The 23,404-nt window shown below is 65.2% G+C and carries 23 protein-coding genes; 14 read left to right on the top strand and 9 right to left on the bottom strand.

What is annotated here, in order from left to right; translation table 11 throughout:
• The first annotated feature begins 27 nt into the window (after positions 1 to 27).
• Genes VSR72_RS09450 through VSR72_RS09440 form a run of 3 tightly spaced genes read left to right on the top strand, consistent with a single transcriptional unit; the run spans position 28 to position 3,234 of the window.
• On the top strand, positions 28 to 996 hold the full coding sequence (locus tag VSR72_RS09450) for a substrate-binding domain-containing protein (RefSeq protein WP_342952120.1): 969 nt from the start codon (positions 28 to 30) through the stop codon (positions 994 to 996).
• 14 nt (positions 997 to 1,010) lie between these two features.
• Positions 1,011 to 2,060 (top strand): sugar phosphate isomerase/epimerase family protein, encoded by a 1,050-nt coding sequence (locus VSR72_RS09445; protein ID WP_342952119.1) that lies wholly within the window; start codon positions 1,011 to 1,013, stop codon positions 2,058 to 2,060.
• A gap of 25 nt (positions 2,061 to 2,085) precedes the next feature.
• Positions 2,086 to 3,234 carry a Gfo/Idh/MocA family oxidoreductase gene (locus tag VSR72_RS09440; RefSeq protein WP_342952118.1) on the top strand — a complete coding sequence of 383 codons (1,149 nt, stop codon included), beginning with the start codon at positions 2,086 to 2,088 and terminating at the stop codon, positions 3,232 to 3,234.
• A 207-nt stretch (positions 3,235 to 3,441) separates the two neighbouring features.
• Here the strand turns inward: VSR72_RS09440 and VSR72_RS09435 are convergent, their stop codons facing one another.
• Both VSR72_RS09435 and VSR72_RS09430 read right to left on the bottom strand, forming a co-directional pair.
• On the bottom strand, positions 3,442 to 4,608 hold the full coding sequence (locus VSR72_RS09435) for an ABC transporter substrate-binding protein (RefSeq protein WP_342952117.1): 1,167 nt from the start codon (positions 4,606 to 4,608) through the stop codon (positions 3,442 to 3,444).
• Positions 4,609 to 4,705: 97 nt separating this feature from the next.
• Positions 4,706 to 5,647, bottom strand: coding sequence for a CysB family HTH-type transcriptional regulator (locus VSR72_RS09430; protein WP_342952116.1), 942 nt, complete (start codon positions 5,645 to 5,647; stop codon positions 4,706 to 4,708).
• Positions 5,648 to 5,894: 247 nt separating this feature from the next.
• Between VSR72_RS09430 and VSR72_RS09425 the strand changes: the two genes are divergently transcribed.
• The 6 genes from VSR72_RS09425 (at position 5,895) to cobA (ending at position 12,126) form a co-directional block, all read left to right on the top strand.
• On the top strand, positions 5,895 to 7,574 hold the full coding sequence (locus tag VSR72_RS09425) for a nitrite/sulfite reductase (protein WP_342952115.1): 1,680 nt from the start codon (positions 5,895 to 5,897) through the stop codon (positions 7,572 to 7,574).
• Between the two features lie 31 nt (positions 7,575 to 7,605).
• Entirely contained in the window at positions 7,606 to 8,142 is a 537-nt protein-coding gene (locus VSR72_RS09420) for a DUF934 domain-containing protein (RefSeq protein ID WP_342952114.1), read from the top strand.
• On the top strand, positions 8,139 to 8,894 hold the full coding sequence (locus VSR72_RS09415) for a phosphoadenylyl-sulfate reductase (RefSeq protein ID WP_342952113.1): 756 nt from the start codon (positions 8,139 to 8,141) through the stop codon (positions 8,892 to 8,894). Before VSR72_RS09420 ends, VSR72_RS09415 begins: the two co-directional genes overlap by 4 nt.
• Before the next feature lie 99 nt (positions 8,895 to 8,993).
• Positions 8,994 to 9,956 (top strand): sulfate adenylyltransferase subunit CysD, encoded by a 963-nt coding sequence (gene cysD, locus VSR72_RS09410; protein WP_065057314.1) that lies wholly within the window; start codon positions 8,994 to 8,996, stop codon positions 9,954 to 9,956.
• Between the two features lie 25 nt (positions 9,957 to 9,981).
• Positions 9,982 to 11,298 carry a GTP-binding protein gene (locus VSR72_RS09405; RefSeq protein WP_342952112.1) on the top strand — a complete coding sequence of 439 codons (1,317 nt, stop codon included), beginning with the start codon at positions 9,982 to 9,984 and terminating at the stop codon, positions 11,296 to 11,298.
• A 54-nt stretch (positions 11,299 to 11,352) separates the two neighbouring features.
• On the top strand, positions 11,353 to 12,126 hold the full coding sequence (gene cobA, locus VSR72_RS09400) for a uroporphyrinogen-III C-methyltransferase (RefSeq protein WP_342952111.1): 774 nt from the start codon (positions 11,353 to 11,355) through the stop codon (positions 12,124 to 12,126).
• A gap of 75 nt (positions 12,127 to 12,201) precedes the next feature.
• Here the strand turns inward: cobA and VSR72_RS09395 are convergent, their stop codons facing one another.
• Genes VSR72_RS09395 through lptF form a run of 3 tightly spaced genes read right to left on the bottom strand, consistent with a single transcriptional unit; the run spans position 12,202 to position 14,886 of the window.
• Entirely contained in the window at positions 12,202 to 12,579 is a 378-nt protein-coding gene (locus VSR72_RS09395) for a CbiX/SirB N-terminal domain-containing protein (protein ID WP_342952110.1), read from the bottom strand.
• A 42-nt stretch (positions 12,580 to 12,621) separates the two neighbouring features.
• Positions 12,622 to 13,770 carry an LPS export ABC transporter permease LptG gene (lptG, locus tag VSR72_RS09390; protein ID WP_342952109.1) on the bottom strand — a complete coding sequence of 383 codons (1,149 nt, stop codon included), beginning with the start codon at positions 13,768 to 13,770 and terminating at the stop codon, positions 12,622 to 12,624.
• Positions 13,771 to 13,785: 15 nt separating this feature from the next.
• A complete protein-coding gene (gene lptF / locus VSR72_RS09385) occupies positions 13,786 to 14,886 on the bottom strand; it encodes an LPS export ABC transporter permease LptF (protein WP_342952108.1) in 1,101 nt (366 codons plus the stop codon).
• Positions 14,887 to 15,020: 134 nt separating this feature from the next.
• Here lptF and VSR72_RS09380 point away from each other — a divergent pair, with 134 nt between their 5' ends.
• From VSR72_RS09380 to VSR72_RS09370, 3 genes are read left to right on the top strand one after another with little or no spacing between them, the layout of a single operon-like run.
• Positions 15,021 to 16,532, top strand: a complete 1,512-nt coding sequence (locus VSR72_RS09380; protein ID WP_342952107.1) for a leucyl aminopeptidase — start codon at positions 15,021 to 15,023, stop codon at positions 16,530 to 16,532.
• A 52-nt stretch (positions 16,533 to 16,584) separates the two neighbouring features.
• Positions 16,585 to 17,001 carry a DNA polymerase III subunit chi gene (locus VSR72_RS09375; RefSeq protein WP_342952106.1) on the top strand — a complete coding sequence of 139 codons (417 nt, stop codon included), beginning with the start codon at positions 16,585 to 16,587 and terminating at the stop codon, positions 16,999 to 17,001.
• A gap of 59 nt (positions 17,002 to 17,060) precedes the next feature.
• Positions 17,061 to 17,465, top strand: coding sequence for a DUF2486 family protein (locus tag VSR72_RS09370; RefSeq protein ID WP_342952105.1), 405 nt, complete (start codon positions 17,061 to 17,063; stop codon positions 17,463 to 17,465).
• 14 nt (positions 17,466 to 17,479) lie between these two features.
• Here VSR72_RS09370 and VSR72_RS09365 read toward each other — a convergent pair whose 3' ends face one another.
• Entirely contained in the window at positions 17,480 to 17,839 is a 360-nt protein-coding gene (locus VSR72_RS09365; RefSeq protein ID WP_342952104.1) for a c-type cytochrome, read from the bottom strand.
• Positions 17,840 to 17,949: 110 nt separating this feature from the next.
• Positions 17,950 to 19,623, bottom strand: coding sequence for a dihydroxy-acid dehydratase (ilvD, locus tag VSR72_RS09360; RefSeq protein WP_342952103.1), 1,674 nt, complete (start codon positions 19,621 to 19,623; stop codon positions 17,950 to 17,952).
• 170 nt (positions 19,624 to 19,793) lie between these two features.
• Here ilvD and VSR72_RS09355 point away from each other — a divergent pair, with 170 nt between their 5' ends.
• Positions 19,794 to 20,753, top strand: coding sequence for a LysR family transcriptional regulator (locus VSR72_RS09355; protein WP_342952102.1), 960 nt, complete (start codon positions 19,794 to 19,796; stop codon positions 20,751 to 20,753).
• 232 nt (positions 20,754 to 20,985) lie between these two features.
• Complete coding sequence (lgt, locus tag VSR72_RS09350) at positions 20,986 to 21,909, top strand: prolipoprotein diacylglyceryl transferase (RefSeq protein WP_342952101.1); 924 nt, start codon at positions 20,986 to 20,988, stop codon at positions 21,907 to 21,909.
• A 99-nt stretch (positions 21,910 to 22,008) separates the two neighbouring features.
• On the opposite strand, the gene VSR72_RS09345 is transcribed toward lgt, so the two are convergent.
• The gene (locus tag VSR72_RS09345) at positions 22,009 to 22,743 is read right to left on the bottom strand and encodes an SIMPL domain-containing protein (protein ID WP_342952100.1); all 735 of its coding nucleotides are present in this window, start codon (positions 22,741 to 22,743) and stop codon (positions 22,009 to 22,011) included.
• A 145-nt stretch (positions 22,744 to 22,888) separates the two neighbouring features.
• Positions 22,889 to 23,347, bottom strand: a complete 459-nt coding sequence (locus VSR72_RS09340) for an EVE domain-containing protein (protein WP_342952099.1) — start codon at positions 23,345 to 23,347, stop codon at positions 22,889 to 22,891.
• Between the last annotated feature and the right edge of the window lie 57 nt (positions 23,348 to 23,404).

The raw sequence follows: 23,404 nt of genomic DNA, 5'->3' as shown, positions 1-23,404 counted from the left end.
CGGGCCCGCACGATAGGAGACGGCATCATGAAGAAGATGATTCGAACGATGTGTGCGGGCGCGCTGGCGCTTGGCGTAGCGGCGACGTTCGGTGCGGGCGCGGCGCGCGCCGACGACAAAGTCACGCTGGGCGTGGCGATTCCCACGGCCGATCACGGCTTCACGGGCGGCATCGTCTGGTGGGCGAATCAAGCGAAGAAGGATCTGGAAAAGGCGCACCCGGACCTCAAGGTCATCGTCAAGACGGCGGCGAACGCGCCCGATCAGGCGAACCAGTTGCAGGACCTCGTGACCGTCAACAAGATCAATGCGCTCGTGATCTTCCCGTATGAATCGGCTTCGCTCACGCAGCCGGTTGCGCAGGTGAAGAAGCAGGGCGTGTACGTGACGGTGGTCGATCGCGGCTTGACCGACACGAGCGCGCAGGACGCCTATGTGGCCGGCGACAATACCGCTTTCGGCAAGATCCCCGCCGAATACCTCGCGAAGCAGCTCGGCGGCAAGGGCGATATCGTCGCGCTGCGCGGCATTCCGACCACGCTCGACAACGAGCGCTGGACCGCGTTCACAACGGTGCTCAAGGGCTATCCGGACATCAAGATACTCGACGCGAAGTACGCGAACTGGAACCGCGACGACGCGTTCCGCACGATGCAGGACTACCTCACGCGCTTCAAGCACATCGACGCCGTCTGGGCCGCCGACGACGACATGGCCGTGGGTGTGCTCAAGGCGATCGACCAGGCCAAGCGCAACGACATCAAGATCGTGTTCGGCGGCGCGGGGTCCAAAGACATGGTCAAGCGCGTGATGGACGGCGATCCGCTCATCAAGGCCGATGTCTCGTACTCGCCGAAGTTCATCTACGACGCGATCAAGCTCACGGCCGAAGCGCGGTTGCAGGGCAAGGCGCTGCCGCCTACGACGATCATCCCGTCCGTGCTGATCACCAAGGAGAACGCGAAGCAGTTCTACTTCCCCGATTCGCCGTTCTAAGGATGGGGCTTGCGATGAAGACGATCAAAGGCCCCGCCATATTCCTCGCGCAGTTTCTCGGCGACGACGCGCCGTTCGACAGCTTCGGGCACATGGCCGGCTGGGCGGCCCAGCTCGGCTACAAGGGCATCCAGGTGCCCACGGATGAGCGCCTCGTCGATCTCGCGCAGGCGGCGTCGAGCGTGGCGTACTGCGACGACCTGCGCCAGCAGGCCGACGACGCGGGCGTGACGATCACCGAGCTTTCCACGCATCTGCAAGGACAGCTCGTGGCCGTGCATCCCGCCTACGACACGCTGTTCGACGGCTTCGCGCCGCCGCAGGTGCGCGGCAACCGCGAAGCGCGCACAGCGTGGGCCATCGAGCAGTTGATGCTGGCGGCGCGCGCGTCGAAGAACCTGGGGCTGAGCACACACGTGACGTTTTCGGGTGCGCTGGCGTGGCCGTATTTCTATCCGTGGCCGCAGCGGCCGGCGGGTCTCGTCGAAGCCGCCTTCGACGAACTCGCGCGCCGCTGGCGTCCGATCCTCGACGCGTTCGATGCGGCGGGCGTGGACGTCTGCTACGAACTGCACCCGGGGGAGGACCTGCACGACGGCGTGACGTTCGAGCGCTTTCTCGCCGCGCTAGACGATCACCCGCGCGCGAACATCCTCTATGACCCGAGCCACTTCGTGCTGCAGCAACTCGATTACCTCGCGTTCATCGACCTCTATCACGCGCGCATCAAGGCCTTTCACGTGAAGGACGCCGAATTCCGCCCCACGGGCAAACAAGGCGTGTACGGCGGCTACAGCGGATGGGTGGAGCGCGCGGGGCGCTTTCGCTCGCTCGGCGACGGGCAGATCGACTTCGGCGCGATCTTCTCGAAGCTCACGCAGTACGGCTATCCGGGCTGGGCGGTGCTCGAATGGGAGTGCGCGCTCAAGCATCCGCACGATGGCGCGCGCGAGGGCGCGGAGTTCATCAAACGGCACATCATCCGCGTGGCGGAGCATGCGTTCGACGACTTTGCGGGCAGCGGCGTCGATGCGGCTCAACTCAAGGGCGTGCTGGGCCTCTGAACGCGTTTCTCGCAGGAGCAAGGCAATGACTCGAAGACTCAGGCTCGGCATGGTCGGCGGCGGCGAGGGGGCGTTCATCGGCGCGGTGCATCGCATCGCGGCCCGTCTTGACGATGGTTTCGAGCTCGTCGCCGGCGCGCTGTCGTCCGATGCGGCGCGCGCGCAGTCGAGCGCCGAGGCGCTCGGCCTTGCGCGCAGCTATGCCGACTGGCGCGAGATGGCGAGCGTGGAAGGCGCGCGCGCGGACGGCATCGACGCGGTGGCCATCGTCACGCCGAATCATCTCCACGCGCCGGTTGCGCATGCGTTCATGGATGCGGGCATTCACGTGATCTGCGACAAGCCGCTCGCGGTCTCGCTTGCCGAGGGCGAAGCGCTCGCCCAGCACGCGCGCGAAGCCAATCTCGTGTTCGCGCTCACGCATACGTATTCGGGCTATCCGCTCGCGCGGCATGCACGCGAACTGGTCGAGGCGGGCGAGGTTGGCGAGGTGCGCATCGTGCAGGTCGAGTACGCGCAGGACTGGCTCGCCAACCCGGTCGAGCGCAGCGGCGTGAATCGTCAGGCGACGTGGCGCACCGATCCGGCGCTCGCGGGGCCAGCAGGGTGTCTCGGCGATATCGGTACGCATGCTTACCAGCTTGCGGCGTTCGTGAGCGCTCTCGTGCCGGCATCGCTTGCCGCGGAAGTGCATACCTTCGTGCCGGGCCGCCGCGTGGACGATCACGTGCAGGCCATGCTGCGCTATGCGAACGGTGCGCGCGGCATGCTGTGGGCGAGCCAGGTGGCGAGCGGCGCGGAGAACGCGTTGCGGCTGCGCGTGTACGGCACGAAGGCGGGCCTCGCGTTCGATCAGGAGGAGCCTAATGTGCTGTGGTTCACGCCTCAGGGCGGCGAGGCGCAGCGTCTCACGCGCGGCCGCGTGACAGGGGCCGCCGCGTTGCACGCCACGCGCGTGCCGCCGGGGCATCCCGAAGGCTATCTGGAGGCGTTCGCGCAGCTTTATCGCGACGCCGCTGCGCAGATCCATGCGTGCGAGGCCGGCGAGCCTGTGCCGCCGGAGAGCCGGCTACTGACGACGGTCGACGACGGCGTGGAGGGTTTGCGCTTCATCGAAGCCGTGCTGGCGAGCAGCGCGGCGGGCGGCGCGTGGCGCAGCATCGCGCGGCCGTGATTGGCCATTCGGATGAATTGAGCGCATAAGGCGAGGCAACGAAACTTGCGACATGTTTAACCCGCTTTAAAGGTGGAGCATGTCTAACGTCATTCAATTGAATTGAGGCGCTCACGATATTGCGCGTCCCGCACAACGCGCGCCGCTGGCCGGACGATATCGAATGAGCGGCGGCGGGGTTGCACTACGTGCCGCCGCTCGTAGCGCTTACTGCCCGAGATACACGAACTTGCCGCCGCGTACCGTGCCCATCACGCTCGCGCGCTGGTCGAGGCCCACGTGGTCGGTCGGGCTCGTGTTCACCATGCCGTTGGGCACGACCACTTCGTGTGCGTGCTCCAGCTCGCTGCGCAACGCCACGCGGAACGCCTCCGTACCCGGTTGCGCAGTCTTGAGCGCGCGCGCGACCGCGTCCTGCAAGCGCGGGTACACGCCGGCCGCGTCGCCCGCGAACTGTGTGACTGTGCCGGGGCCGTACTTCGCTTCGTAGGCATCGACGAAGGCGAGCGCGGCTTTCTGCGCCGGCTGGTCGGCGGGCAGCGTGCGCGCCACCACCACGGGCTGGGTCGGGAACAGGGTGCCTTCCACGTCCTTGCCGCCCAGCTTGATGAATTCTGGCGTCGCGATGCCGTGCGTCTGGTAAATCGGCCCCTTGTAGCCGCGTTCGATCAGCGTGCGCTGCGGCAGCACGGTCGGCGTACCTGCGCCGGCAATCAGCATGGCGTCGGGTTTGGCCGACATCAGCTTGAGGATCTGGCCCGTCACGCTCGCGTCGGTGCGGTTGTAGCGCTCGGTCGCAACAATCTGGATGTTGCGCTCCTTCGCGTACTTCGCGAATTCGTTGAGCCAGCTGTCGCCGTAGCTATCCGCGAAGCCGATGAAGCCCACGGTCTTCACGCCGTGCGCGGCCATGTAGCGCGTCATGACGTCGGCCATGGCGGCGTCGGTCTGCGCCATCTTGAAGGCCCACACGCGTGCGCCTTGCTGCGGCTCGACCACCGAGCCCGAGCCGACCAGCGTGATCATCGGCGTCTTGCTTTCCGCCACCGGGTCGAGCGCCGCGAGCGCGGCCGGTGTGATGTTCGGCCCGACGATCACGTCTACGTGATCTTCGTTGATGAGCTTGTGGATGTTGCGCACGGCGGCGCCGGGGTCCGAGCCGTCGTCGAGCACGATGTAGTCGGCCTTCTGGCCCGCGATCGTGTCGGGCCACATCAGCATGGCGTTTTTGCTCGTGATGCCGATGGCGGCAGCCGGCCCCGTGCTCGAGAGGTCGATGCCGACCTTGATGTCGGCATGCGCGGCGGGTGAAACAAGGACAAATGCAGCAGTGGCCGCCGCGACGAGGGGGCGCAGGAAGGAGGACAGCTTCATCCGTTGGGTCTCCAGGCGAAAAGTGAAGCGGGAAGTGATGTTGTTGTGATGCGGTTTTTGTCTGATTTTTCTTCCGGCGCGCCCCAGCAACGCGCCGCTACAGCTCGTAACTCTCGTGCTCGCCCTTGAGCGCCTGCTCGATCAGCTTGCGGTTCAGGGTCGGCGACAGCAGTTCGACGAGCGTATACACATAGCTGCGCAGGTAGGCGCCCTGCTTGAGCGCCACGCGCGTGACGTTGCTGCCGAACAGGTGCCCCACGGGCAGCGCGCGCAGGTGCCGGTCGCGCTCGGCGTTGAAGGCGATGTCGGCCATGATCCCGACGCCCAGGCCCAGCTCCACGTAGGTTTTGATCACGTCGGCGTCGATGGCTTCCAGCACGATGTCGGGCGAGAGGGCGCGCAGGCGGAACGCGTCGTTGATCTTGGTGCGCCCGGCGAAGGCATTGTCGTAAGTGATCAGCGGATATTGGGCCAGATCGTCGAGCGAAAGCGGCTTGCGCTCGAGCAGCGGGTGGTCGGGCAGCATCACCGCCACGTGGTGCCAGGTGAAGCAGGGCAGCGACACCAGTTCCTTGTAGCCGGAAATCGCCTCGGTCGCGATGCAGAGGTCGGCCTGGTCATGGAGCACCATCTCCGCGACCTGCGTGGGGCTGCCCTGCAGGATCGAGAGGTGCACCTTCGGAAAGCGCCGCTTGAACTCGGCGATGGCGGCGGGCAGCGAGTAGCGCGCCTGCGTGTGCGTGGCGGCGATGGTCAGGTTGCCCTGGTCCTGCGCGGCGTAGTCCTTGCCCACGCGCTTCAGGCTTTCCACTTCCTGCAGAATGCGCTCCACCGAAGCGAGGATGATCCGGCCCGGCTCCGTGAGCGAGCGCACGCGCTTGCCGTGGCGCGTAAAGATTTCGACCCCAAGCTCGTCTTCCAGCTCGATGATCGCCTTCGAGACGCCCGGCTGGCTTGTATACAGTGCCTTGGCCGCTTCCGTGAGATTGAAATTCTGGCGTACGGCCTCGCGGACGAAGCGAAACTGGTGCAGGTTCATAGATAACCCTTATAACCTGATTGCATATTGACCTGATTTTTGAGTCGTTTGAAATATAAGGCGAGTTTATTACCATTCCTCCAACTTTTCCAATATGGATATCTGTTTTGGTCATTAGCAAATGACCGGCGCGATTGAAGGCGCGGCCGCCTCGGCGAGGCGAAACAGAGCGGAAAGAGCGAAGTCGAGAAGTCGGAGCGCGGCGTAACCGGAACGCCGCGATTGAACCAAACCCTGGGGTCCCCGAATGTACCAATACGATCAGTACGACCAGACCATCGTCGACGAACGCGTCGCGCAATACAGCGACCAGGTTCGCCGCCGCCTGTCGGGCGAATTGAGCGAAGAAGAGTTCCGCCCGCTGCGTCTGCAAAACGGCCTGTACTACCAGCGCCACGCCTACATGCACCGCATCGCGATTCCGTACGGCAATCTGCGCAGCGACCAGCTCCGCATGCTCGGCACGATCGCGCGCGAGCACGACCGCGGCTACGGCCATTTCTCGACGCGCTCGAACATCCAGTACAACTGGATCAAGCTCGAAGAAACGCCGGAAATCCTGCGCAAGCTCGCTTCGGTCCAGATGCACGGCATCCAGACGTCGGGCAATTGCATCCGCAACATCACCGCCGACCAGTTTGCAGGCGTCGCGCCCGACGAAGTCGTCGATCCGCGTCCGTGGTCGGAAATCCTGCGCCAGTGGTCGACGTTCCACCCCGAATTCGCGTGGCTGCCGCGCAAGTTCAAGATCGCCGTGTCGGGCACGAAGGAAGACCGCGCCGCCGTGCAGATCCACGATCTGGGCGTCTACCTCGACCGCAATGAGAAGGGCGAGATCGTCGCGAGCATCCTCGCGGGCGGCGGCCTTGGCCGCACGCCGATCGTCGGCGCCATCATCAAGCGCGACCTGCCGTGGCAGCACCTGCTGACCTACTGCGAAGCCGTGCTGCGCGTGTACAACCGCTACGGCCGCCGCGACAACATGTACAAGGCGCGCATCAAGATTCTCGTGAAGGCGCTCTCGCCGGCGAAGTTCGCCGAGCAGGTCGAAGAAGAGTGGCAGCACCTGAAGGACGGCCCCTCGACGCTCACGCAGGAAGAAGTCGATCGCGTCTCGCAGTACTTCGTGCCGCCCGTGTACGAAAAGATCGCCGACACGGATACGTCGTACGAAAAGCATCTGCTGGAAAACCGTGCGTTCGCGCGCTGGGTCGAGCGCAACGTGCGCCCGCACCGCGTGCCGGGTTACTCGTCGGTCACGCTTTCGCTCAAGCCGCGCGACATCGCGCCGGGCGACGCCACCGACGCACAGATGGAAGCCGTGGCCGACTGGGCCGACGAATACTCGTTTGGCCAGATCCGCGTCTCGCACGAGCAGAACCTGATCCTCGCGGATGTGAAGAAGCGCGACCTGTTCGCGCTGTGGGAGAAGGCCAAGGCGCAAGGTTTCGCGACGGCGAACATCGGCCTGTTGACCGACATCATCGCGTGCCCGGGCGGCGACTTCTGCTCGCTCGCCAACGCGAAGTCGATCCCCATCGCGCTTGCGATCCAGGAGCGTTTCGACAACCTCGACTTCGTCTACGACCTGGGCGACCTGTCGCTGAACATCTCGGGTTGCATGAACTCGTGCGGTCACCACCACGTCGGCAACATCGGCATTCTGGGCGTGGATAAGGACGGCTCGGAGTGGTACCAGGTGTCGCTCGGCGGCGAGCAGGGCAACGGCGCCAACGGCGCACGCCTTGGCCGCGTGATCGGCCCGTCGTTCTCGGCGGAAGAAATGCCCGACGTGATCCAGAAGGTGGTCGACACGTTCGTCGAACTGCGTATCGACGGTGAGCGTTTCATCGACACGTACGACCGCCTCGGCATCGCGCCCTTCAAGGAGCGCGTGTATGCATCGCGCCAGCCGGCCCACGCATAAGTCGTCCGCAACGAGATACGAGAGTTAAGCAATGGCATTGATCATCAAAAAACGCGAGATCGTTGAAGACAACTGGCAAGTCGTGCGTGCGGCCGAAGACGGCGCACTGCCCGAAGTTGCCGCGCTGCCCGCAGGCAAGGTGCTGGTGCCGCTCGCCTATTGGCAAGCGCAGCGCGATGCGCTCGTCGCTTCGCGCGGCAAGGACGAACTCGGCGTGTGGCTCGCGCCGGACAGCGAACCGGCCGATATCGCCGGCGACTTCGACAAGCTGGCGGTGATCGGCGTGGATTTCCCGGTGTTCCGCGATGGCCGCGGCTTTTCGATCGGCCGTCTGCTGCGCGAGCGCTATGGCTACAAGGGCGAACTGCGCGCGATCGGCGACGTGCTGCGCGACCAGCTGCGTTTCCACGAGCGCTGCGGCTTCGATGCGTTCGCCGTGCGCGCCGACAAGGACATCAACGACGCGCTCAAGGCGTTCACCGAGTTCACGGTCCAATACCAGGGCGCGTTCGATGAACCGTCGCCGCTGTTCCGCCGCCGTCAGGCACAACAAGGTGCCGCAGCATGAGTTCGGTAGCCAGCGAAATCACGGCTGACCTGCAAGCGAAGATCGAGCGCCTCGACGCGCTGCTCGATTCGATCGCCGCGCGTCACGCCAACGTGAAGCTAGCCAGCAGCCTCGCAGCCGAAGACATGCTGCTCACGCACGCGATTCTTTCGCGCGGCGTGAAGATCGGCATCTTCTCGCTGAACACGGGACGTCTGCACGCGGAAACGCTCGGCATGATCGACGCGGTGCGCGAGCGCTACGGCTACGAGATCGAGCAGTTTCATCCGCAACAGGACGCGGTGGACGACTACGTCGCCCAGCACGGCTTGAACGCGTTCTATGAGAGCGTGGACCTGCGCAAGCGTTGCTGCGAAATCCGCAAGGTCGAGCCGCTGAACCGCGCGCTCTCAAGCGTTTCCGCCTGGGTCACTGGCCAGCGCCGCGAGCAGTCGGTCACGCGCGCGGAACTGCACGAGGAAGAGCGCGACGAAGCACGCAACATCGACAAGTTCAATCCGCTCGCGGACTGGACCGAAGCCGATGTCTGGGCCTACCTGCGCGGCTTTGAGGTGCCGGTGAACCCGCTGCATGCGCGCGGCTATCCGAGCATCGGCTGCGAGCCGTGTACGCGTGCGATCCGTGCCGGCGAGGACAGCCGCGCGGGGCGCTGGTGGTGGGAATCGCGCGACACGAAGGAGTGCGGCTTGCACATCACGTCTGTGTCAGCCATTCCGGTCGTCGAAGTGTCGTCGATCAGCCAGACGAACTAAGATTCAAGTTTGTCGCGCCGTCGTCAAGACCGGCGCGCTACCGAATACCGAGTACTGCGTGCCCCGTAAAAAGGGCGCGAATTAACGAAGGATCCGAACATGAGCACCACGCTCGACTCAGCAGTGAACGCACCGCTCCAGGTCACGGCGAACCGCATGGACCATCTCGACTGGCTCGAAGCCGAGTCGATCCACATCCTGCGTGAACTCGTCGCCGAATGCAGCAAGCCTGCGCTGCTGTTCTCGGGCGGCAAGGACTCGGTCGTCGTGCTGGCGCTCGCACTGAAGGCGTTCGGCCTCGGCGCGAACCGCAAGACCTCGCTGCCGTTCCCGCTCGTGCACATCGACACGGGTCACAACTACGAAGAAGTGATCGACTTCCGCGATCGCCGCGCAGCCGAAATCGGCGCGGAGCTCGTGGTCGGTCACGTGGAAGATTCGATCAAGAAGGGCACCGTGCGCCTGCGCCGCGAAACCGATTCGCGCAACGCCGCGCAAGCGGTCACGCTGCTCGAAACCATCGAGCAATACGGCTACACGGCGATGATCGGCGGTGCGCGCCGCGACGAAGAGAAGGCCCGCGCGAAAGAGCGCATCTTCTCGTTCCGCGACGAGTTCGGCCAGTGGGATCCGAAGGCGCAGCGCCCGGAACTCTGGAGCCTGTACAACGCGCGCCTGCACAACGGCGAGCATCTGCGCGTGTTCCCGATCTCGAACTGGACGGAACTCGATGTGTGGCAATACATCGAGCGCGAAAAGCTCGAACTGCCGTCGATCTACTACGCGCACCAGCGCGAGATCGTGCGCCGCAACGGCCTGCTCGTGCCGGTCACGCCGCTCACGCCGATGAAGGAAGGCGAAGTCAGCGAAATGGCGCAAGTGCGTTTCCGCACCGTGGGCGACATCAGCTGCACGTGCCCGGTGGCGAGCGATGCCGACAACGTCGAGAAGATCATCGCCGAAACGGCCGTGACCGAAATCACGGAACGCGGTGCGACGCGCATGGACGACCAGGCGTCGGAAGCCGCGATGGAACAGCGCAAGAAGCAAGGTTATTTCTAAAGAGCACGCAGAGGAAAGATTAGACATGGTTACGACGCATCAACCTGAAGACCTCGGCGTGCTGCGCTTCATCACGGCCGGCAGCGTGGACGACGGCAAGAGCACGCTGATCGGCCGCCTGCTGTACGACAGCAAGGCAGTTCTTTCGGATCAGCTCTCGGCGCTTTCGCGCGCGAAGAACAAGCGCACCGTCGGCGACGAGATCGACCTGTCGCTGCTCACGGACGGCCTCGAAGCCGAGCGCGAGCAGGGCATCACGATCGACGTTGCGTATCGCTACTTCGCTACGGCCAAGCGCAAGTTCATCATCGCCGACACGCCTGGCCACGAGCAGTACACGCGCAACATGGTCACGGGCGCTTCGACGGCGCACGCTGCGATCATCCTGATCGACCCGACGCGTGTGACGGTCGAGAACGGCGTGACGCAACTGCTGCCGCAAACCAAGCGCCATAGCGCCATCGTCAAGCTGCTCGGTCTGCAACACGTGATCGTGGCGATCAACAAGATGGATCTCGTCGATTACAGCGAAGCGACGTTCGACCTGATCCGCGATGCGTACGTGGCGCTCGCGCGCCAGCTTGGCCTGAACGACGTGCGCTTCGTGCCGGTCTCGGCGCTCAAGGGCGACAACATCGTGGCCGCGAGCGAGCGCATGCCGTGGTACGCGGGCGAGCCGCTCCTCGACGTGCTCGAGCAACTGCCGGTCGCGCAGGCGACGGGCGAAGCGCTGCGCTTCCCGGTGCAGTGGGTCGCGCGCCAGGACGGTTCGAGCGCCGACGACTTCCGCGGCTACATGGGCCGCGTCGAAGCGGGCGAAGTGAAGGTCGGCGACGCCATCTCGGTGCTGCCGGCGGGCCGCAGCGCAACGGTCGCGGAAATCATCGCGCCGGTGCCGGGCGGCACGGCGCAGGTCGACCGCGCGTTCGCGGGCCAGACGGTCACGATCCGCCTCGCCGAAGACGTGGATGTTTCGCGCGGCGACACCTTCGTGCCGGCCTCGGACAGCGCGCAGCCCGCGAAGAAGCTCGAGGCGGACCTCTGCTGGTTCGACGAGGAGCCGCTCTCGCCGCAGCGCAAGTACCTGCTCAAGCAGACCACGAGCACGGTGTTCGCGAAGATCGGCGCGGTCAAGCAGGTCCTCGACGTGCACACGCTCTCGCACGCCACCGACCGCCATGAGCTCGCGATGAACGATATTGGCCGCGTGGCGCTCTCGCTGCAAAAGCCTTTGGTCTGCGACCTGTATGATGCGAATCCTGGGACCGGCGCATTCGTGCTGATCGACGAAGCGACGCATCACACGGTGGCCGCGGGCATGATCCGCGCGTTCTCGGCGTAAGGCGCTCGCGCGAGGTTACGGCCGCGCGCGGCCGTAACAATGGATTCGAAGCAAATGGGCAAGGTATATCTGATCGGCGCAGGACCAGGCGCAGCGGACCTCATCACGGTGCGCGGCGCACGCCTGCTCGAGAGCGCCGATGTCGTGCTGCACGACGCGCTTGTCGAGCCGGCCATGCTGGAGTACGCGCCGCAAACCGCGAAGTTCATCGCAGTCGGCAAGCGCTGCGGGCAGCGTTCCACGGCGCAGCACTTCATCAACAAGCAACTCGTCGATGCGGCGCGCGAGCACGCCGTGGTCGTGCGCCTGAAGGGCGGCGACCCGATGCTGTTCGGCCGTGCCGACGAGGAAATGCGTGCGCTCGAAGCCGCGGGCATTGAGTTCGAAGTCGTGCCGGGCATTACGGCGGCGCTGGCGAGCGCCGCGACGCTGCAACGCTCGCTCACGCTGCGTGGCGTCGCGCGCAGCGTGGCGCTCGCGACGTATTCGCGCGCGGCGGGCAGCGAGGAGATTCGCGAGCAGGTCAACGCCGATTCGCTCGTGTTCTACATGGGCCGCGACAGCGCGCCCGAGATCGCGCGCCAGCTCATCGACGCGGGCCGCGCGGGTGCGACGCCCGTGGCGATCGTCGAAGCTTGCAGCACCGCGCGCGAGCGCACGCTCACACTCACGCTGGCGGGCCTCGAAGCGGGTGAGGCGCAGGACTGGCTCGACCCGGCGCAGCCGAGTCTGCTCATGATCGGCGACGCGTTCGCCGAGCGGGCAGGGCAGATGCAGCGTGAGGACGAGGCGCAGGACGACCATCGAGGCCGTCGCGCCGCTGCATAAGCGCCGAGCGAAAGAGGCTAAGAAAGCAAAACGGGCTCGCTGAAAAGCGAGCCCGTTTTTTATGCGTGAGCGTTGTTAGTCGCGTTCGTTTTCGATGCAATAGCGCACGATCGCATCGAGCACCGCGTCGTCCTCGCCGACGGCTCCCGCGCAACGCAGGCGCACGTCCGGATGCTCGCTCTGGCATTGCGCGATCAGCGCGGGCAGATCGCGGCGCACGTGGCCGCCCTGGCCAAAGAACACAGGCACGACCGTGATCGTGTCGCAGCCCGCCGCGGCCTGTGAGGCGATGGCGTCGGGCAGGCTCGGTGTCATGAGTTCGAGAAAGGCGAGGCCGACCGGACCCGCATCGCCGCGTGCGGCGGCAAGTTTCCCGGCGAGGCGTTGAAACGGCTCTTGCCAGCGCGCGTCGCGCGCGCCGTGGCCGAAGAGGATCATGCCGTGCGTGCCCATGCCTGCGAGCCTGTGCGAGTTAGCGGACGAGGGCTTCCGGCATCAATGCCGGTCGACCCATTTGAGCCCGATCAGCCCAACCGCGAGGTAAATGAGCCCCGGTGTCGCCGCCGTGAGCGGCGCGGGCCAAGTGTTCAGTGTACCCACGTGCGAGAACAGCGTGTTCACGAGCTGGAAGCTCATGCCGAGCATGATCCCGCCGAACACCTTCATGCCCACCACGCCCGCGCGCGTATGCAGATACGCGAACGGCAGCGAGAGCACCAGCATCACGAACACGGCGAACGGGTAGAGCAGCTTGCGCCAGAACGCGATCTGGTAGCGCTGCGCGTCCTGATGGTTCTCGGTCAGATGCTGGATATAGCGGAACAGGTTGAACATCGACATCCGGTCGGGCGAAACGAGCAGCACCGAGAGAATGTTCGGCGTGAGTTCCGAGCGCAGCGAGTATTCGGGCACCGAGGTCTGCTGTGCGCGATAGACCGGATTGAGCGAGTCGACCGGCTGGTTCTGCGGCGGCGGCACGCTGATGAGTTCCGTATCGGTCACGTCCTTGAGCAGCCAGTGGCCGGGCGGCTGGAACGTGCCGCGCTTCGCGAGGCGCACGTTGGTCAGCTGGAACTTCGAATCGAATTCGTAGATGCGCACATTCGTGATGGTCGCGTCGGGCAGCAGTTCGCCGACGTTCACGAAACGCGTGACCTGCTCGCCGTCGGCGCGTGCGGTGAGCGTGTCCTTCACCCATACGCCCGACTCGAAGTTGCTCGACACTGCCGAGCCCAACGCCTCGAGACGCACGCGCTCGGAGAGCTGATCGGTGTAGGGGCCGACGACTTCGCCGATCAGGTAGGTCAGCAGCACGAGCGGCACGCCGATCTTGAGCAGCGAGCGCAGCGCCTGGTTCGTGGCGAGGCCCGACACGCGAAAGATCGTGTACTCGGAATTCGCCGCCATTTGCGCGAACACGTAGATCGCGGCGATGAGCGCCGCGACCGGGATGATCTCGTAGAGTCGCGAAGGCGCCTGGAGCGCCACGCGCAGCACCGCGTACTGGAACTTGTAGTTGCCGTGGCCGACCGAGTTCAGCTCGTTGATGAGGTCGAAGAAGAAGAACAGGCCGGAGAAGGCGAACAGAATGAAGATGAACGTCAGGTAAACCTGGCGAGCAAAGTATTTTTCGTAGATGCGCATCGGTCAGTTTTCCTCTCAGTTTCCAGGAGAGGCGCGCCGGAACATCGCACGTGTAAAGAGCGGCCGGTTACGCACGCGTATCCAGAAGATGAACACGACGAGCGCGAGCACCACGGCGTGCAGCAAGACGAGGCCGAGGCCGAACGGCATCTTGCCTTGCTCGATCTGCGATTGCACGACGTTGAGCAGGTTCGAATAGGTGAGGTAGATCAGCACCGCCATCACCAGATTGATCGTGCGGCTGCGGCGCGGGTTCTGGTACGCAAGCGGAATGCCGAGCAGCATCAGGTTGATCGCGATGAGCGGCAGGCCGGCGCGCCAGGCGAGCTCGCCCAGGTTGTCGTCGGTTGGGTGACGCAGGAGGCCCGGCGTCGACGTGGTGCTCGCCGACGGCGTGTTCACGAGAGGCTGGCTCGTGATCTTCACGCCATAGCGCTGGAACTCGCTGATGCGAAAGTCCGGGTGGCCAGGCTCGCCGTCGTAGCGGCGGCCGTTTTCGAGCACGACGAAACGGTCGCCGCCCTTCATGGTTTCGGTGTGGCCGGTTTTCGAGACGATCACGCTCACCTTGCCGTTTTCCGTGCTCGTGACGAACACGTTCTCCACGCGGCCCTGGTCGGGGCTCATGCTCTCGATGAAGAACACGCGGTGCGTGGTGGGCGATTCGCGGAACTGGCCAGGGGCGAGCAGCGACACTTCATCGCGCTGCTGGAAGCGCGCGCGAATGAGCTTGCTTTGCGCATTCGACCACGGCCAGCCGATGAAGGCGAAGAACACGATGAGCAGGATGATCGGCGCGGCAAAGGTGGCGACCGGTTTGATCAGGCGCGTGAGGCTCACCCCGGAGGAGAGCCAGACGACCATTTCGGAATCCTTGTACCAGCGCGTGAGGACGAACAGGATCGACACGAAGAGCGTGACGATGAGCATGACGGCCATGTAGCCGATCACGGTCAGTCCGATCAGCACCAGCACGTCGCGCGGGTCGATCTGACCGGACGCGGCGAAGCCGACGATGCGGATCATCATCGTCGTCAGCATGATCGTGAGCAGAACCATGAACACGGCGCCGGCCGTGTACGCGAGTTCGCGCTGCAGGGAACGTTCGAAGATCATTCTTGATGGGCAGGGCGGGCGGCCCGTGCCGGGAGGCGCGCAGCTCGCGCAACCGCCCAGGAGCCGCCGCGGGAAAAATAGCGGATAATTGCGGCTTTCATCCTAAGCCCAGATTTTATCCGAGGACAAGCGCGATGGACTTTAGCATAAAAGCCTGTGACTGGAGCAAAGGCGGGGAAGGCCCCTTCCTGACCGGCAAGTCGGATTGTGTCGTAGTCGGTGTGTTCGAGGCGCAAACCCTTTCGGGCGCGGCATTCGCGATCGACAGCGCCATTGGCGGCGCAATCGCGCGCGTCGTCAAGGCCGGCGACATCGACGGCAAGGCAGGCTCCACGCTGTTTCTGCCGGAAGTGAGCGGCATCGGCGCCTCGCGCGTGCTGCTCGTGGGTCTCGGCAAGCAGGATTCGTTCGGCCAGAAGGCTTACGGCGATGCGGTCAAGGCCGCCTGGCGCGCCATTCTCGGCACGAAGATCGCACAGGCCACCTTCACGCTCGCGCAACTGCCGGTGAAGGAGCGCACGGGCGACTGGGGCGTGCGCGCCGCCATTCTCGCGCTGCGCAACGAGACCTATCGCTTTACGCAGATGAAGAGCAAGCCCGACGTCTCGCAGCGTGCCCTCAAGCGCGTGGTCTTCAGCATCGACGCCGCGGAAGAGAAGGCCGCGAAGCTCGCGGCGAAGCAGTCTGTCGCGCTCGCCAATGGCATGGACCTCACGCGCGACCTCGGCAATCTGCCGGGCAACGTCTGCACGCCCACCTATCTCGCGGCTACGGCCAAGAAGCTCGCGCGCGACTGGAAGCTCAAGGTCGAGGTGCTCGGCCAGCGCCAGATCGAGACGCTCAAGATGGGTTCGTTTCTTTCCGTAACAAAGGGTTCGGTCGAGCCGCCGCAGTTCATCGTGCTGCACTATCAGGGCGCAAGCGCCAAGGCCGCGCCCATCGTGCTGGTCGGCAAGGGCATCACGTTCGACACGGGCGGCATCTCGCTCAAGCCGGGCGAGGGCATGGACGAGATGAAGTACGACATGTGCGGCGCGGGCTCGGTGCTCGGCACGATCCGCGCGGTCGCCGAAATGGGGCTCAAGCTCAACGTGATCGGCATCATCCCGACCTGCGAGAACATGCCCGCGGGCAACGCCACGAAGCCGGGCGACATCGTCACGACGATGGCGGGCCTCACGGTCGAAGTGCTCAACACCGACGCCGAAGGCCGCCTCATTCTGTGCGACGCGCTCACCTACGCCGAGCGCTTCAAGCCGGCCGCCGTGGTCGACATCGCCACGCTCACGGGCGCGTGCATCATCGCGCTCGGCCATCACAACAGCGGCCTCTTCTCGAAGGACGACGCACTCGCGGGCGAACTGCTCGACGCCTCGCGCGAAGCGAACGATCCGGCCTGGCGCCTGCCGCTCGACGACGAGTATCAGGATCAGCTCAAGTCGAACTTTGCCGACCTCGCCAACATTGGCGGGCGTCCGGCGGGCAGCGTGACGGCGGCGTGCTTCCTCTCGCGCTTCACCGAAAACTACCCGTGGGCCCACCTCGACATCGCGGGCACGGCGTGGAAGAGCGGGGCGGCCAAGGGTGCAACGGGCCGTCCGGTGCCGCTGCTCGCGCAGTTCCTCATCGATCGCGCGGCGCAATGAGGGCAGGCATGGTGATTGCTGCACACCTCACGGTGTGTAAAGTGGTGTGGGCATGACGCGCATCGATTTCCACACGAACGTCGGCGACTCGCTGCTGTATGCGTGCCGCCTCGTGCGCAAGGCGTATCAGGCGGGCCAGCAGGCGGTGGTGCTGGCCGAGCCCGCGCGCCTGCGCGCGTTCGACGAGATGTTGTGGACCTTTTCTCCGCTCGACTTCGTGCCGCACTGCATGGCCGGGAGCCCGCACGAGAGCGAATCGCCCATCGTGCTGGCCACGGATCTCGAGCGTGCGCCGCATCATCGTGTGCTGCTCAACCTCGGCGCGCAGGTCCCGCCCCAGTTCGCACGCTTCGAGCGCCTGCTCGAGGTGATTGGCGATGCGCCCGACGAACTCGCGTCGGGCCGCGAGCGCTATCGTTTCTACCGCGACCGCGGTTACGCGCTCAACAACTACAAGCAGGGCGGCTGAGGCCGGACGCGAGAGGCGTACCGGCGCCGAGCCGACTGCTCCGATCGATGGAGGTATACATGTCCAGCATGCACGAATCGGAAGATGCTGCGATTCCGCTCCTGAACGAAGTGATGGTGACCGGCAATCCGCTGCGCGCCCATAACGTCGAGGAGGCGAAAAGCGCGACGGCCGCCGCCGTGAAGGCCGCCGTGGCCGAGCGCGAAGAGGGTCTTTTCGCGCACGACGCCGACGCGCTCGTCGAGCGCCTGCGCGGCCGCTGCCTGACCTGGCTCACCGGTGAAGGGCGCGCTGTGATCGAGGCCCGCTGCAGCGCCGCGATGCAGGAACATACGAACTGGCTCGTCGGTCAGGTGTCGCGCGAGATCGGTCTCGCGCTCGAAACCGAGCTCACGAACTGGGTGAAGGCCGCCGTGCGCGAAGAGCTGGCGGCGCGCGCGGGGCAACCGCCTTCTTCGGCCTGACTGTTAGCCAGGCGTCATTTGAGCGTGAGGATCCAGCTCGCGAGCTGGGCCGCCTGGCCGGGGTTCAGCTGCGTGTTGGCCGGCATCGGCACCGTGCCCCATACGCCGGTGCTGCCTTCCAGAATCTTGTGTGTGAGATAGGTCTGCGCGTCGGGCTTGCCCGCGTATTTCGCGGCGACATCGCGCAGGGAGGGACCCATGAAATTGCGGGTCACCGAATGGCAACTCATGCAGTTCTGCTGCTGGGCGAGCGCGAGGCCGGTTGGACCATGCTGGGCGCGGGCCGGGGCTGCCCCGAGCGCGCCGGCAATGCCGATGGCGAGCGCGGCGGCGAGCGTCGCTGTCTTGTTCTTCGCTTGCGACTTCCGTTTCATACTGGTCTCCGCCCGCGTGTGCGCCGGCTGTGTCGTCGCATTATAAAAGCAAAGGGCGCACGTTCAGGACGTGCGCCCTTCTTTGCTACAGGTCGAGACTCGAGCCCGGCTTAGCCAGTTACCGCGCCCTGGTTCGCCGGGCGCGCGAGCGCCGCGTACTTCGCCATCACACCGCGTGTATAGCGTGGCTCGGGCTGCTTCCAGGCCGCGCGGCGGCGCGCGAGTTCCGCGTCGTCCACGTTCAGTTGCAGCAGGAGCTTGTGCGCGTCGATGGTGATCGAGTCGCCTTCCTGCACCAGCGCGATCGTGCCGCCTTCGAACGCTTCCGGCGCGACGTGGCCCACCACCATGCCCCAGGTGCCGCCCGAGAAGCGCCCATCGGTGATGAGCCCCACCGATTCACCAAGTCCCTTGCCGATGATCGCCGAAGTCGGCGCGAGCATTTCCGGCATGCCGGGGCCGCCCTTCGGGCCGAGGTAGCGCAGCACGACCACGTCGCCTGCCTGGATCTTGTCTGCGAGGATCGCGTCCATCGCGCTCTGCTCGTCGTCGAACACGCGTGCGGGGCCCGTGATGACCGGATTCTTCAGGCCCGTGATCTTGGCTACCGCGCCTTCCGTCGCGAGGTTGCCCTTGAGGATCGCCAGATGGCCTTCCTTGTACAGCGCCTGGCTGATCGGGAAGATCACCTTCTGGTCCGCGCGTGGCGTGGACGGCACGTCCTTGAGTTCTTCGCCGATAGTCTTGCCCGTGATGGTGATGCAGTCGCCATGCAGGAGGCCCGCATCGAGCAGGATCTTGAGCACCTGGGGAATGCCGCCGGCCTCGTGCAGGTCGGTCGCGACGTACTGGCCCGAGGGCTTCAGATCGCAGATCACCGGCACCTTCTTGCGCATGCGCTCGAAGTCGTCGATGGTCCACTCGATTTCCGCGGCGTGCGCGATGGCGAGATAGTGCAGCACGGCGTTGGTCGAGCCGCCCGTCGCCATGATGAGCGCCACGGCGTTCTCGATCGACTTCTTCGTGATGATGTCGCGCGGCTTGAGGTCCTGCTTCACGGCTTCGACCAGCACGCGCGCCGATTCCGCCGCCGAGTCGACTTTCTCCTGATCGGGGTTGGCCATCGTCGACGAGTACATGAGCGACATGCCGAGCGCCTCGAACGACGAGCTCATGGTGTTCGCCGTGTACATGCCGCCGCACGAACCCGTGGAGGGGCAGGCGTTTTTCTCGACGCCTTCGAAATCTTCTTCGCTCATGCGCCCCGCGGTGAATTCGCCCACGGCCTCGAACGCCGAGACGATGGTGAGAGCACGGCCTTTCCAGTTGCCTGGGCGGATCGTGCCGCCGTACACGTAGATGCCGGGCACGTTGATGCGCGCGAGCGCGATCATGCCGCCGGGCATGTTCTTGTCGCAGCCGCCGATCACGACCACGCCGTCCATCCACTGGCCTTGCACGCAGGTTTCGATGCAGTCCGCGATGACTTCGCGCGAGACGAGCGAGTACTTCATGCCCTCGGTGCCCATCGACATGCCGTCCGAGATCGTGGGCGTGCCGAAGGTCTGCGGGTTCGCGTCGGCGCCCTTGATGGCGCCCACGGCCGCGTCGGCCAGGCGCTGCAGGCCGGCGTTGCAGGGCGTGATCGTCGAGTGGCCATTCGCGACACCGATCATCGGCTTGTCGAAGTCGGCCTTCTCGTAGCCGAGCGCGTAATACATCGAACGGTTGGGCGAGCGCGCGACGCCTTGCGTGATGTGCTTCGAACGACGGTTATAGGGCATGGGGACCTCCGGTGGATTTCGTCTCGGATGCCGGGTGCGTGTTCTGGTTTGGGGAGCGCCGGCACGTCTATTGAAGCATGCGATTTCGCGAGAACGCTGTCCAATATATTATTCGTGGTCTATTGAGTCGAAAAAAGTATCAACAAGACCACGACGCGAGACCGATGCCGATGAATCCGACTATCCCCGATCTGCGCCAGCTTCGCTATTTCGTCGCCGTGGCCGAGGAGCAGCATTTCGGCCGCGCAGCGGCGCGCCTTTCGATGACGCAGCCGCCGCTCTCTCAGGCCATCCGCGCGCTGGAGGAGACGCTGGGCGTGGAGTTGTTCGCGCGCACGCGCCGTTCGGTGGAATTGACGGCCGTGGGCGCTGATCTGTTGCCGGAGGTCAGACGCCTGCTGGCGAGCGCCGAAGCGTTGCGGCCGCTCGCGCAGAGCCTCGCGCGCGGCGAGGCGGGCGTGCTCGCGCTGGCCTTCGTTTCGACCGCCGACTACGGCTTGCTGCCGCTGTTGCTGCGCGATTTCGGCGCGCGCTATCCGCGCGTGCGCCTGCAGCTCGCCGAAGCGACGAGCGACGTGCAGGTGGAAGAGCTGGTGGCAGGGCGCATCGATGCCGGTCTTGTGATCGCACCCGTGCCGCCGCGCTACGCGGCTCAGCTTGCCTACCAGCCGATCGCGCGCGAGCCGCTCGTGGTCGCGATGCCGTCGGCGCTTTCGGCGCGCCTTGGCGGCCCGGCTAGCGACGACTGGCACGACGCGCCCGTGAGCCTGCGCGAACTCGCCGATGCGCCGCTCGTCGTCTTCCCGCGTCATCTGGCCCCGGGGTTCTACGACACCATCATGGACTGCTACGGCGCGGCGGGCCTCGCGCCCCTCATCGGCCAGGAAGCGATCCAGATGCAGACGATCGTGAGCCTCGTCTCCGCCGGCATGGGCGTCGCGCTCGTGCCGCAGTCGCTGCGCCATCTGCGGCGCACGGGCGTCGCGTACCGGCCGCTCGCCGGGGCGGTGCCGGCTATCGAAACGGGACTCGTCTGGCGCGCGGCCGAAGTGAGCCCGGTGCTCGCGGCGTTTATCGAGATCGTGCGCGCGCATGCGGCAACCGCGAGCTGGCGGACCCGCGAGGGCTAACCTCGCACGGCGCGTCATCTGTCACCGTTACACTCGCGGCAGATCCTGGAATGGCCAAACGTGCATTTTGGTTCGTGCTCCCTCGCGTCGGCGATAATGTCACGCCATGACGCGCTGGCGGCGAACCTCGCCGCTTTGCAAACGTCCAACGCGCTTTGCCCGCTTTTGTGAACGGCGCGCGACTGCTTACAACCCGATTTCAATCGAACTCGCCGACAAGACTTCATCCACGATGCTCATCCACCCGAACTTCGACCCCGTCGCCATTCACCTGGGGCCGCTCGCCGTGCGCTGGTACGGTCTCATGTATCTCGTCGGCTTTATTCTGGCGATCGTGATCGGCCGTCTGCGCCTGCGTCTGCCGTACGTGGCCGCCCAGGGCTGGACCGCGAAAGACATCGACGACATGCTGTTCTACGGCGTGCTCGGCACGATCCTCGGCGGGCGCTTAGGCTATGTGCTGTTCTACAAGGCGAGCTGGTATTTCGCGCATCCGCTCGACATCTTCAAGGTGTGGGAAGGGGGCATGTCGTTTCACGGCGGCTTCCTCGGCGTGACCTTCGCGATGGTGCTGTTCGCGTGGCAACGCGGCCGCACGTGGCTGCAGGTCACGGACTTCGTCGCGCCGATGGTGCCCACGGGGCTCGCCTTTGGGCGGCTCGGCAATTTCATCAACGGTGAGCTGTGGGGCCGCGTGACCTCGCCCGACTCGCCGTGGGCCATGCTGTTCCCGGGCGCGGCAAACGACGATGCCGCGTGGCTCACCGCGCATCCGCAACTGGCTGCGCAGTGGCATCTGAACGAAGTGTTCGCGCAGTACCACCTGCTGCCGCGTCATCCTTCGGAACTCTATGAAATCGCGCTGGAAGGCATCGCGCTCTTCATCGTGCTGATTCTTTTCGCGCGCAAGCCGCGCCCCGTTGGCGCCATTTCGGCCATGTTCCTGATCGGCTATGGTCTCGCGCGCTTCACGGTCGAATTCGCACGCGAGCCCGACGACTTCCTCGGTCTGCTCGCACTCGGTCTTTCGATGGGCCAGTGGCTCTCGCTGCCGATGATCATCGCGGGTATTGGCTTGATGGCGTGGGCGTATCGCCGTGCAAAGCGTAGCAAGAACGGCAACGATGGCGCGCAGGTAGCGGGCGCGAAGAGCTGACACGCGCACACGCACATCACGCGTTTGAGCCCATGAAAAAGGCCACGGTTTTCGCCGTGGCCTTTTTGCTTGCTGCTTGCCGGGCTTCTATGGCGCGCCTTACTTCATCTGCACCGAGCCGGAGACATTGACCGTCACCGTGGACGTGCCGCCTTCGAGCGGCACAGGCGACGACATCTTCGCGTCAGCCGTAGCGGCGCGCGCGCTCATCATCATCATGGGGCGCGGCATCACGCCCGAGTGCCCCACGTTCACGTCGCGAATCGTGTAGCTGCTGTAGCCGAACGCGCGCGTGGCCGAGAGGGCCTGGTCGCGAAACGAGGCGATGGCCTGGCCCTGAAGCTTTTGCTCGGCGGCGCGCTGCGCTTCGGGCGACAGCGAAAACTGCACGTTGCCCACTTGCATGATCGAGCCGAGATCGCCGGCGAGCTTCGACGCCGCCGCGAAATCATGCGACTCGAGCACGACTTCCGTGCGGCCGCGCCACGCTGAGATGCGCCCGTCGCGATCCGTAGACGGGAAGATCGAGAACTGGCCCGAGTGCGCGGTCACGCCCGCAACGCCTCGTGCGCGTTGCAGCGCGGCGTCGGCGCGCTGATTGAGCGTTGCGGTGAGCGACGCGGGATCGCTCGCTTCCTGTTCGTAGAACAGCGTAATGTTGACGACGTCCTGAGGTACTTCGGCGCTAGCCTGCGCGGAAAGCGAAAGCACGCCCGAGGGCTGCTGGAAACGCGCGTCGCTTTGTGCGAACGCGGCGCCCGGCGCGAGCGTCATGGCGAGAGGAAGGGCGGCAGCGAATGCGGCGGCGAGCGTAACGGCGGTTTTTCGGTTCATTGAGGCTCCTTGCAGAACTTGCGTCGCGCGCGCCAAGCGCATCACGGCGACGTAGCGACGCGCGACTGTGCGCGATTGTGCTTGAAGTCGCGCACGAATGCTGTGGGCGTGCCCGGCCGCATGCGTCGAACAGAACCGAACCGCATCACATCAGATGTTTTGTGATGAAGTTCCACTCGGCCGTGGTGACCGGCGTGATCGACAGGCGATTGCCCTTGGCGAGCACGCGCATGTCCGCGAGTGCCTCGTGCTCGCGCAAGGCGGCGAGCGCAATCAGCGGGCACTTCTTCTTGAACACGACGTCGACGAGCATCCAGCGCGGATTCTCGTGCGTCGATTTCGCGTCGTAGTAAGGGCTTGTCGGATCGAACTGCGTAGGGTCGGGATAGGCCGTGGACGATACCTGCGCAATGCCTGCAATGCCGGGTTCGGGGCAGCTCGAGTGATAGAACAGCACGCCGTCGCCTTGCTGCATGGTGTCGCGCATGAAATTGCGCGCCTGGTAGTTTCGTACGCCGGTCCAGGGCAGCGTGCGCTGCGGCGCGTTGGCGAGGTCGTCGATGCTTGCTTCGTCGGGTTCGGACTTCATCAGCCAGTAGCGCATGAGTCGAAGTTCACGTCGAAAGGGGAGAGGGGCGAGCGTGCGTGCTGTGAAAAAACG

The organism is Paraburkholderia sp. JHI869, assembly GCF_038900775.1.
Classification (GTDB): Bacteria; Pseudomonadota; Gammaproteobacteria; order Burkholderiales; family Burkholderiaceae; genus Paraburkholderia.
The sequence above is the reverse complement of the archived record's forward strand: the minus strand, read 5'-3'. Positions and strand labels throughout refer to the sequence as shown.